Origin of the sequence: Burkholderia sp. 9120 (genome assembly GCF_000745015.1) — a bacterium.
GTDB lineage: Bacteria > Pseudomonadota > Gammaproteobacteria > Burkholderiales > Burkholderiaceae > Paraburkholderia.
Genome location: NZ_JQNA01000002.1, coordinates 4,105,910 through 4,117,336, shown reverse-complemented (window position 1 = coordinate 4,117,336; position 11,427 = coordinate 4,105,910). Strand labels below are relative to the sequence as shown.

5 protein-coding genes and 2 rRNA genes are annotated in these 11,427 nt (G+C 59.7%); 3 read left to right on the top strand and 4 right to left on the bottom strand.

What is annotated here, in order from left to right; genetic code table 11:
- Both cyoA and FA94_RS26585 read right to left on the bottom strand, forming a co-directional pair.
- Entirely contained in the window at positions 1-900 is a 900-nt protein-coding gene (cyoA, locus tag FA94_RS26590; RefSeq protein WP_035563097.1) for a ubiquinol oxidase subunit II, read from the bottom strand.
- A 371-nt stretch (positions 901-1,271) separates the two neighbouring features.
- On the bottom strand, positions 1,272-2,825 hold the full coding sequence (locus tag FA94_RS26585; protein WP_035556877.1) for a complex I subunit 4 family protein: 1,554 nt from the start codon (positions 2,823-2,825) through the stop codon (positions 1,272-1,274).
- 700 nt (positions 2,826-3,525) lie between these two features.
- Between FA94_RS26585 and FA94_RS26580 the strand changes: the two genes are divergently transcribed.
- The 3 genes from FA94_RS26580 to FA94_RS26570 all read left to right on the top strand — a co-directional run bounded on the left by FA94_RS26580 (position 3,526) and on the right by FA94_RS26570 (position 8,076).
- A complete protein-coding gene (locus FA94_RS26580; RefSeq protein ID WP_231585032.1) occupies positions 3,526-4,293 on the top strand; it encodes an ABC transporter ATP-binding protein in 768 nt (255 codons plus the stop codon).
- Complete coding sequence (locus FA94_RS26575; protein ID WP_035556874.1) at positions 4,283-6,856, top strand: FtsX-like permease family protein; 2,574 nt, start codon at positions 4,283-4,285, stop codon at positions 6,854-6,856. Before FA94_RS26580 ends, FA94_RS26575 begins: the two co-directional genes overlap by 11 nt.
- Before the next feature lie 125 nt (positions 6,857-6,981).
- Positions 6,982-8,076 (top strand): lipocalin-like domain-containing protein, encoded by a 1,095-nt coding sequence (locus FA94_RS26570; RefSeq protein WP_156126829.1) that lies wholly within the window; start codon positions 6,982-6,984, stop codon positions 8,074-8,076.
- A 108-nt stretch (positions 8,077-8,184) separates the two neighbouring features.
- On the opposite strand, the gene rrf is transcribed toward FA94_RS26570, so the two are convergent.
- Together rrf and FA94_RS26560 are read right to left on the bottom strand one after the other, a co-directional pair.
- A 5S ribosomal RNA gene (rrf, locus tag FA94_RS26565) occupies positions 8,185-8,298 on the bottom strand.
- Between the two features lie 199 nt (positions 8,299-8,497).
- Positions 8,498-11,377 (bottom strand): 23S ribosomal RNA (locus FA94_RS26560).
- Between the last annotated feature and the right edge of the window lie 50 nt (positions 11,378-11,427).

Below are 11,427 nucleotides of genomic sequence, written 5' to 3'. Positions count from 1 at the left end.
TTACCCCTTACCCTTTGGCGCACAGTTAGCGTCATTCATGTTGTCGATGACGTTACCGTTGTTGTATCGGGCAATGATGTTGTGAAAGAGCTTCGGATCGACCGACGAGAAGTAGCGCACCGGGTCCTTCTCGCTCGGCGCCGATACCGTGTGGTAGCGGTCCATGCTGAGGTTGTCCGACGAAGCGCGTACTTTCGCGACCCACGCGTTGAACTCTTCCGGCGACGAAGCGAGCGTGCGGAACTTCATGTCCGAGAAGCCCTTGCCGCTGAAGTTGGCCGACTGGCCCGCGAAATTGCCGGCTTCGTCCGCGATCAGATGCAGACGCGTTTGCATGCCGGCCATGGCGTAGATCTGACCGCCGAGTTGCGGAATGAAGAACGAGTTCATCACCGTGTCGGACGTGATCACGAAGTTCACCGGCGTGCCGACCGGAATCGCCAGCTGGTTCACGGACGCAATACCGAGGTCCGGATAGATGAACAGCCACTTCCAGTCGAGTGCGACGACTTCGACGTTGATCGGCTTGACCTGCGACTCGAGCGGCTTGTACGGATCGAGTTCGTGCGTGGTCTTCCACGTCAGGACAGCGAGGAACAGAATGATCAGCGTCGGAATCGTCCAGATGGCGATTTCAACACCGGTCGAATGGGTCCAGCCCGGTTGATAGTCCGCGCTCTTGTTCGACGCGCGATAACGCCACGCGAACAGCAGCGTCAGCGCAATCACCGGAATGACGACGATCAGCATGGCCCAGGTGGACGTTGCGATCAGCTCGCGTTCCGCCAGACCCACGCTCCCCTTCGGATTCAAAATATCGAGGTTGCTGCAACCCGAGAGCAACAACACGAGGCTCGTGGACAGGAAACCGATCGACCCCCGCAGAGTCTTTCCTTTCATATCCATTGCCTCTTTTTTACGACTTCAACGAACGTCATTCGACCGCTCTCCATTAGTAAGCGCTCGCATAGTAGGGGCACGTCAAGCGCTAATAAAGCCTCGATTTAGCAACGATCTATTGCGTCGCAGCACTGTGCGACACGTTGCCGCAGGTTTTGCGCGAGGATCAGTACTTGCCGTGCTCACTTGCTGAGCTTCAAACAACCGTCACAGCACGAAAGTCCCTTCAAACAAGCAATAAAACGCAGGGCGACCTCAAGGGTTGCGCTGCGTCAGAGGCGTGCGACGAGACTTGTGCCAGACTGAAAAAAGCAGATCGACACTGCAGCCCCATTCTCCGGATGCTGCAGCAGCGAAATGCTTCATTCCACTCAACCCGGCGTGCGGGTCGTTGCGGCAACCGGCGCGGGCGCCGCTGCCTGCAGATGCTCGCCACCATCAGGCGCGGAGTCCGACGGATGCACCGAACGTTCCGATTGAGCCAGCAGCGTGCCGACCGACGGATCGATCGCGTCGGTGAACGGCTTCGGATTGAGGCCGATCACCAGCACCAGCAGCGCCATCGCGCCGAGCAACATGAATTCGCGGTTGCCGAGATCCTTGAGTTTGGCGACGCGCGCATTCGCGATCGCGCCGAAGATCACGCGCTTGTACATCCACAGCGTGTACGCCGCGCTCAGGACCAGCGTGGAAGCGGCCATCGCGCCGATCCAGAAGTTGAAGCGGATCGCGCCCATCAGCACCATGAACTCGCCGACGAAACCCGACGTGCCCGGCAAGCCGATGTTGGCCATCGAGAACAGCATCACGAATGCGGCGAAGCGCGGCATGGTGTTCGCGACACCGCCGTATTCGGCGATCGAGGCGGTCTTGGTGCGGTCGTAGAGCATGCCCGTGCACAGCAGCATCGCGCCGGACACCACGCCGTACGAGAGCATCTGCACGATCGCGCCGGCCTGGCCGATGCGGTTGAAGACGAACAGGCCGAGCGTCACGAGACCCATGTGCGAGATCGTCGAATACGCGAGCAGGCGGCGCATGTCGGTTTGCACGAGCGCCAGCAGGCTCGAATAGATCACCGCGATCAGCGAGAGCGTGATCATCATCGGCGCGAAGAAGTGGCTGGCCTGCGGTGCGATCGGCAGCGCGAAACGCAGCAGACCGTAGCCGCCCAGCTTCAGCATGCCAATCATCACGGCGGCGCCGGTCGGGCCGTCCAGGTGAACGTCCGGCAGCCACGTATGCAGCGGCCACATCGGCACTTTCACGCCGAACGCCGCGAGGAAGCCGAGGAAAATCAGCACCTGCGGCCACGTGCCGAGATGCGTCTCGCGCCACATGGCGAGGTCGAAGCTGTGCGTCTGGCTATATAGATAGAGCATCGACATCAGCATCAGCAGCGAGCCGAGGAACGACACGAAGAAGAACTTGATCGCGGCGTAGCGGCGGTTCGCCTGGCCCCACGTGCCGATCAGCAGGTACAGCGGAATCAGCGTGGCTTCGAACGAGATGAAGAACAGCATGCCGTCCATCGACGTGAACACGCCCTGCATGAAACCCGACAGCATCAGGAACGCGCCGAAGTACTGCGCGGTGCGCTCGGTGATCGACTCCCACGAGGCGACCACGATGATGATGGTGGTCAGTGCCGTCAGCGCGACGAGCCACAGCGAAATGCCGTCCACACCTACATGCCATGCGATGTCAAAGGTCGGCGACCACTGAAGGTTCTCGACGAACTGCATCGACGTCACGTCATTGCGGAAATTCGCGACCAGCGGAATCACCGGCAGAAAACCCGCCACCGCGCCAATCAGCGCGATCCAGCGGGTGCGGCTACGTGCCGCGTCGGATCCCGCGCGCAAGACCACCAGGCCAGCGACAATAGGGATCCAGATGAGTAGGCTAAGAAGAGGCAATGGCATGTGCTCTGTCGAAAACTCTGTCGAAAACTTGAAATACAAAACGCCGCGTCAACGCCTTCAAAAACGAAAGCATTGAAATGGATATGTAGGCTGAATTTCGCTGAAATTGACGTGGAAACGGTGGTGCCCGCCTCACGTTTACCCGCAGCCGAATGATCAAGGGTGGGAGATTACCAAGATAAGAATACTTTTGCAGCGCAACAATGCAGCAACGCCCGAGTCAATGCGTCATTGCCACGCACGGCCTTGCGAAATGGGTAGAAATGTGCAGACGCACAATGCCGTTTTGACGTGTCGGCGTGCGCAAATTTTGCCGGCAAATGAACGCAATTAAGCGTCAGTTGAAGACTCTTGCAGGGACGCCTCGGCGTGGTGCATGGGCCGGAATAACGCTGGCGGCATCTCAGGGTCTTCCCGAGGTCATTTTCGGGTGGTTGGCAAAAATTTCGCCGGTGTTGAAGTCGAAATATTTTTTGATCCGGCACTCTAGAGAAACGTCGCTCTGCGCTCAAAAACGGCGTCGCCGGCGATCGGCCGGCGGGTTCTTTGAGAGTGGCCTCGATCGTCGCGGCAGCGGACTGCGCGGCTTACAGAAGCCGAATATACTTCGGCGGTTCGGCGGCGGCGTTTAGCCCTTTCAGCGATTGGTGCGCGTCATGCGCACGCCTGATCGATCGTCGGCCTCACTTTCGGAAACCGCATGCCTGATGATGAAGACGTCGTTCCCGCACTCGAGTGCCGTGGCCTCAGCAAGACCTACGGCACCGGACGCATCGTGCTGGCGCAGCTCGACTTCATACTCAGACCTGGTGAATTCGTCGCGATCATGGGCGACTCGGGTGTCGGTAAATCGACGCTGCTCAATCTGATCGCCGGCCTCGACAGCGCGGATAGTGGCGACGTGATCATCGACGGCAGTCCCGTCGCGCGCCTCGACGACAACGCGGCGACCCGTCTGCGTCGGCAGAAACTCGGCTTCGTGTTTCAGGCGTTTCATGTGTTGCCGCATCTGACGCTGGCGCAGAACGTCGCGCTGCCGCTGCTGCTCAACGGGTTACCCACGGACGGCGCGCTCGACATGCTCGCGGCGGTCGGATTGAGCGGACGTGGCGACGATTTTTCGCGGCAACTCTCCGGCGGCGAACTACAACGCGTGGCGATTGCGCGTGCGCTCGTGCATCGCCCGAAACTGATTCTCGCCGACGAACCTACCGGCAATCTCGATCCCGATACCGCGCACGACGTGCTCGGTCTGTTCCGCGCGCAAAGCAAGGCGACCGGCGCGGCCACCATCATGGTCACGCACTCGGAAGCCGCGGCGGCGGTGGCCGATCGCATCCTGATTCTTAGCGAGGGGGGTTTGCATGCGTTGGCGGGACGGCCGACGCTGGAGGGCTTAGAGTCCGGCTCAGAGTCCGGCTCGGGCCAGGCTCGCGTCCCCGCGCGCTCCTCCGGCCATGTCCGCTAACCCGCGCCAACCGCTGCGCATGCAAGGACATCGCGTGCTCGCGCGCTGGTTACTGGGCGCGGAATGGCGCAGTCATCGCGGCCGCGCACTGGTTGCGATTGCAACGATCGCGCTCGGCGTGGCGCTCGGCTACGCGGTGCAGTTGATCAACAGCGCGGCGTTCAACGAATTTTCCGCGGCGGCCCGCAGCCTTTCCGGCGAGGCCGATTTGCAGGTGCGCGGCGCGCAAGCCTGGTTCGACGAGTCCGTCTACCCGCGACTCGCCGACCAACCCGGCGTGGCGCTCGCCAGTCCCGTGCTGGCGCTCGATGTCACCGTGCCGGGCCAGAACGCCGCCCTGCCGTTGCTCGGTATCGATGTATTCAAGGCCGGCCGTATCGCGCCCGATCTGATCGGCGTGCCCTCGACGGAGCGCCCGTTCGATACGCTCGCGTCCGATACGGTGTTCCTCTCCGCAGCCGCACAACAATGGCTCAACGTAAAAACCGGCGATCTGCTCGCGCTGCAAAGCGGCACGGCGATCGTGCGTTTTCGCGTCGCGGGTGGCCTGGTCAGGACGCGGCCGGGTCAGCGGCTCGCGGTGATGGATATCGCCGCGGCGCAGTGGAAATTCGGCAAGCTCGGCAAGCTGTCGCGCGTCGACGTGCAACTCGAACGCGGCGTGAATCGCGAACGCTTCAAACAGGATCTGCAGACGCAACTCGGCAGCCGCTGGGTGATCGCCGAAACACGCGATGCCGAAAGCCGCACGGATCGCCTGTCGCGCGCTTACCGGATCAACATGAATGTGCTGGCGCTGGTCGCGTTGTTCACCGGCGCGTTTCTGGTGTTTTCGACCCAGGCGTTAGGCGTCGTGCGACGGCGCGCGCAGTTCGCCATGTTGCGCGTGCTGGGCCTGACGCGCGGTCAACTGCTGCGTCAGATCCTGATGGAAGGCGCGCTGCTTGGCCTGCTCGGCGCGCTGTCCGGACTCGCGCTCGGCTATGCGTTGGCGAGCGGCGCGCTGCGGTTTTTCGGCAGCGATCTGGGCGGTGGTTATTTTCCCGGCGTGCAGCCTCAAATCAGTTTCGAACCGTTCGCGACCGCGTTGTTTCTGACGCTCGGCATTGCCGTGTCGGTATTGGGTAGCCTCGCGCCGGCTTTGGAGGCGGCCCGCGCGCGACCCGCGGCGGCGCTCAAGGCCGGTTCCGAAGAAGGCGCGTTGGCGCGGCTCGCCACACCGTGGCCCGCGTTGCTGTGTTTGCTGGGCGCCGCCGTGCTCACGCAGATGCCGCCGTGGTTCGATACACCGATCGGCGGCTATCTGGCGGTCGCGTTGCTGCTGGTCGGCGGCATTGCGTTGATGCCGCGTGTGACCGCGCTGGTGTTCGGTGCGGCGAGCCGCGCTTTCGCCTCGCGACGTCGTGCCGGTGCCGCGAGTACGCTGGCGCTGGCGCGTCTTGCGAATGCGCCTGGCCATGCGTCGATTGCCATAGGCGGGGTGTTGTCGAGCTTCGCGCTGATCGTCGCGATGGCGATCATGGTGGCGAGCTTCCGCGTTTCCGTCGAAGACTGGCTGGTCCATCTGCTGTCCGCCGATCTGTATGTACGGGTCGCGCCGAACGGTGACACCGGCGGCATGCGGCCGGATGAGCAGGCGCTTGTCGCCGCCGTGCCCGGCATCAGGACGGCCGCGTTCTCGCGCACCGCGCGTCTCACGCTCGATCCGGCACGACCGGACGTCGTGATGCTCGCCCGCGAAATCGACGCCGCCGATCCCGGCGCGAATTTACAGATGACGGGCGCAGTGCTGAGCCCCGCGGATTTTCACGCGGGTGAAATGCCGATCTGGGTATCCGAAGCCATGGTCGATCTGTATGGCTACAAGCTGGGACAACGTGTGCGATTGCCGCTCGGCAAAACAACGGGACAGGTGTTCGTGGTGGCGGGCGTATGGCGCGACTACGTGCGTCAGACCGGCGCGATTCAGATCCGGCTCGCCGACTACCGTCGCCTGACTGCCGACACGAGCGCAACCGAGGTCGCGGTCACCGTTCAACCCGGCCAGCCAGTTGAACGCGTTATGGCGGGGCTCCGCGCTCTGCCCTTTGGCGCGTCGCTGGAGCTTGCGCAACCGGGTGAAATCCGCGCGCATACGCTGGTCATCTTCGACCGAAGTTTCGCGGTCACGTATCTTCTCGAGGCGGTCGCGATTGTGATCGGCTTGTTCGGCGTGGCCGCGACGTTCTCCGCGCAAACGCTCGCGCGGGCGCGTGAGTTCGGCATGCTGCGGCACGTCGGCGTAACCCGTTCGCAGGTGCTTGGCATTCTCGCGCTCGAAGGCGGCATGCTCACGGCCTGCGGTATCGCGATGGGCTTCGTACTGGGTTTTGCGATCAGCCTGATTCTGGTGTTCGTGGTCAATCCGCAATCGTTTCATTGGACCATGTCGCTGCATGTACCGTGGACGGCGCTGGCCACCGTCGCGCTGGTGATGCTGGCGTCGTCGTGTTCGACGGCGGTGATCGCGGGACGCGGCGCGGTGTCGGTGAATGCCGTGCGCGCGGTGAAGGAGGATTGGTGATGGGGGTTCTGCCGCTGGAGCGGATTCGCGACGCGATGCGCACGATCCCACTTTCACTCTCTCGCCATGGGTTGGGCTCTTGCGCGCATGTCGTGCATGCCGTGCATGCCGTGCATCGACAGCGTATGTGCGGCTTGTTGTGCGTGGTTGCTCTGACTGCGTCGAACGCTTTTGCTGCCGCGCCTGAATTTGCCGCGGTCACACCGGACCACGCGATCGCCTTGCCGCAGGACAGCGGTGCACACCCGGCGTTTCGCACCGAGTGGTGGTACGCGACGGGTTGGCTCACTACGCCGGACCACCAACCGATCGGGTTTCAGATCACCTTTTTCCGCTCGGCAACCGGACACGACAGCGCCGATCCGAGTGCCTTCGCGCCGTCGCAGTTGATCATCGCGCACGCCGCGTTGAGCGATCCGGCGCTCGGCCATCTTGCGCACGATCAGCGCATCGCGCGCGAAGGTTTCGGGCTCGCCTATGCAAAACCGGTTAATACCGACGTCAAACTCGACACCTGGAAAATCGTCCGCGCCGACGACGGCCACTACAACGTCACCGTCGATGCCAACGGCTTTTCACTGCATCTCATGCTGACGCCTTCTCAAGCGCCGTTGATTCAGGGCGAACGCGGCTATTCGCGCAAAGGTCCGAGGCCCGAGCAGGCGAGTTATTACTACAGCGAGCCTCAATTGCGCGTGAGCGGCAGTGTCGTGCGGCCGGTCGGCGCCGGCGCTTCATCGCGCGGCGACACGGCGGTGACCGGCATGGCGTGGCTCGATCACGAATGGTCGAGTACCTTGCTCGATGCGAATGCCGTCGGATGGGATTGGTTGGGCGCGAATCTCGCTGACGGCTCGGCTTTGATGGCGTTCAAAGTGCGTAGTCGCGATGGACATGCCATGTGGGCACACGCGGCGCTTCGCAAACCCGATGGTCAGGTAACGCAGTTCAGTCGCGATGAGGTGGATTTCACGCCGGTTCGTACGTGGCGTTCGCCGCGGACCAACACGTCGTACCCTGTCTCGATGTCGGTGAAAACGGGCCCGCTGACATGGCGACTCGATCCGTTAATGGACGACCAGGAACTGGATTCCCGGCAATCGACAGGTGCGGTGTACTGGGAAGGCGCAGTGCGCGTGAGCCGTGATGGCGCGGACGTGGGACGAGCGTATCTGGAACTGACGGGCTATGCGGATGCGCTGCGGATTGGCAAGGAGTAGCCGCTTCGATCGGGGCAGTTTTGCGAACCGCCCTCTGCTTGCGAATTCGTGACCGTAAACGACAGAAACCCCACCTTTTAGGGTGGGGTTTCTGTTTTCTGCTAGGGAGCCTGACGATTACCTACTTTCACACGGGCAATCCGCACTATCATCGGCGTGGAGTCGTTTCACGGTCCTGTTCGGGATGGGAAGGGGTGGTACCGACTCGCTATGGTCATCAGGCATGACTTGTTGCCGCACTGCCTTTGGGGCAATACAGCCAATCTGGAAGAAGTAGTTGAGAGGATGCCTCTCAGTGTTACTTTGGGTTGTGCCTGTATTGCACAACACTGATCTCAACCGTGTGTCTTCCCCTTCGGGGATCGGACCCGTGTAAGCGCTAAAGCGCTAACGCGGGTCGAGAGAGAGACACACCTGTTATAGGATCAAGCCTTACGGGCAATTAGTATCAGTTAGCTTAACGCATTACTGCGCTTCCACACCTGACCTATCAACGTCCTGGTCTTGAACGACCCTTCAAGGGGCTCGAAGCCCCGGGGATATCTCATCTTAAGGCGAGTTTCCCGCTTAGATGCTTTCAGCGGTTATCTCTTCCGAACATAGCTACCCGGCGATGCCACTGGCGTGACAACCGGTACACCAGAGGTTCGTCCACTCCGGTCCTCTCGTACTAGGAGCAGCCCCCTTCAAATATCCAGCGCCCACGGCAGATAGGGACCAAACTGTCTCACGACGTTTTAAACCCAGCTCACGTACCTCTTTAAATGGCGAACAGCCATACCCTTGGGACCGGCTACAGCCCCAGGATGAGATGAGCCGACATCGAGGTGCCAAACACCGCCGTCGATATGAACTCTTGGGCGGTATCAGCCTGTTATCCCCAGAGTACCTTTTATCCGTTGAGCGATGGCCCTTCCATACAGAACCACCGGATCACTATGACCTGCTTTCGCACCTGCTCGACTTGTCGGTCTCGCAGTTAAGCACGCTTATGCCATTGCACTATCAGCACGATTTCCGACCGTACCTAGCGTACCTTCGTACTCCTCCGTTACACTTTGGGAGGAGACCGCCCCAGTCAAACTGCCTACCATGCACTGTCCCCGATCCGGATTACGGACCAAGGTTAGAACCTCAAACAAACCAGGGTGGTATTTCAAGGATGGCTCCACGCAGACTGGCGTCCACGCTTCATAGCCTCCCACCTATCCTACACAGATCGGTTCAAAGTCCAATGCAAAGCTACAGTAAAGGTTCATGGGGTCTTTCCGTCTAGCCGCGGGGAGATTGCATCATCACAAACACTTCAACTTCGCTGAGTCTCGGGAGGAGACAGTGTGGCCATCGTTACGCCATTCGTGCAGGTCGGAACTTACCCGACAAGGAATTTCGCTACCTTAGGACCGTTATAGTTACGGCCGCCGTTTACCGGGACTTCAATCAAGAGCTTGCACCCCATCATTTAATCTTCCGGCACCGGGCAGGCGTCACACCCTATACGTCCACTTTCGTGTTTGCAGAGTGCTGTGTTTTTATTAAACAGTCGCAGCCACCAGTTTATTGCAACCCCTTCACCCTACGCGCGCAGGCGCATCAGGCTACAGGGGCGTACCTTATCCCGAAGTTACGGTACCAATTTGCCGAGTTCCTTCTCCCGAGTTCTCTCAAGCGCCTTAGAATACTCATCTCGCCCACCTGTGTCGGTTTGCGGTACGGTCTTGTTAAACTGAAGCTTAGAGGCTTTTCTTGGAACCACTTCCGATTGCTTCTTCACCTAGGTGAATGGCCTCGCACCCTTGAATTCCGCGCCCGGATTTGCCTAAGCGCCTTCTCCAATGCAAGGACCGGGACTTCCAACACCCGGACAACCTTCCGCGATCCGTCCCCCCATCGCATTTAACAATGGTGCAGGAATATTAACCTGCTTCCCATCAGCTACGCATTTCTGCCTCGCCTTAGGGGCCGACTCACCCTACGCCGATGAACGTTGCGTAGGAAACCTTGGGCTTACGGCGAAGGGGCTTTTCACCCCCTTTATCGCTACTCATGTCAGCATTCGCACTTCCGATACCTCCAGCGCACTTTTCAATGCACCTTCGCAGGCTTACGGAACGCTCTCCTACCATGCACATAAATGTGCATCCGCAGCTTCGGTATATTGCTTAGCCCCGTTACATCTTCCGCGCAGGACGACTCGATCAGTGAGCTATTACGCTTTCTTTAAAGGATGGCTGCTTCTAAGCCAACCTCCTGACTGTTTTAGCCTTCCCACTTCGTTTCCCACTTAGCAATATTTGGGGACCTTAGCTGGCGGTCTGGGTTGTTTCCCTCTTGACACCGGACGTTAGCACCCGATGTCTGTCTCCCGTGATTGCACTCTTCGGTATTCGGAGTTTGCTATGGCGTAGTAATCCGCAATGGACCCCACAACCATGACAGTGCTCTACCCCCGAAGGTGATACACGAGGCACTACCTAAATAGTTTTCGGAGAGAACCAGCTATTTCCAGGTTTGTTTAGCCTTTCACCCCTATCCACAGCTCATCCCTAACTTTTCAACGTTAGTGGGTTCGGACCTCCAGTACGTGTTACCGCACCTTCATCCTGGCCATGGATAGATCACCTGGTTTCGGGTCTACACCCAGCGACTGAATCGCCCTGTTCGGACTCGCTTTCGCTACGCCTGCCCTAATCGGTTAAGCTTGCCACTGAATGTAAGTCGCTGACCCATTATACAAAAGGTACGCAGTCACCCCTCAAGGAGGCTCCTACTGTTTGTATGCATGCGGTTTCAGGATCTATTTCACTCCCCTCCCGGGGTTCTTTTCGCCTTTCCCTCACGGTACTGGTTCACTATCGGTCGATCACGAGTATTTAGCCTTGGAGGATGGTCCCCCCATCTTCAGACAGGATTTCACGTGTCCCGCCCTACTTGTCGTACACCTAGTTCTTCCTCGCTGTTTTCGTCTACAGGGCTATCACCTGCTATGGCGGCACTTTCCAGAGCCTTCGACTAACAATGAAGATAAAGAGTACAGGCTGATCCCATTTCGCTCGCCACTACTCTGGGAATCTCGGTTGATTTCTTTTCCTGCGGTTACTTAGATGTTTCAGTTCACCGCGTTCGCTTCGCATGACCTATGTATTCAGTCATGGATACTCCATTCGGAGTGGGTTTCCCCATTCGGACATCTACGGATCAAAGCTCGTTTGCCAGCTCCCCGTAGCTTTTCGCAGGCTACCGCGTCCTTCATCGCCTGTGATCGCCAAGGCATCCACCACATGCACTTGTTCGCTTGACCCTATAACGGGTGTGTCTCATACCGCGTTCACTGGGAACGCAGCGCGGGTC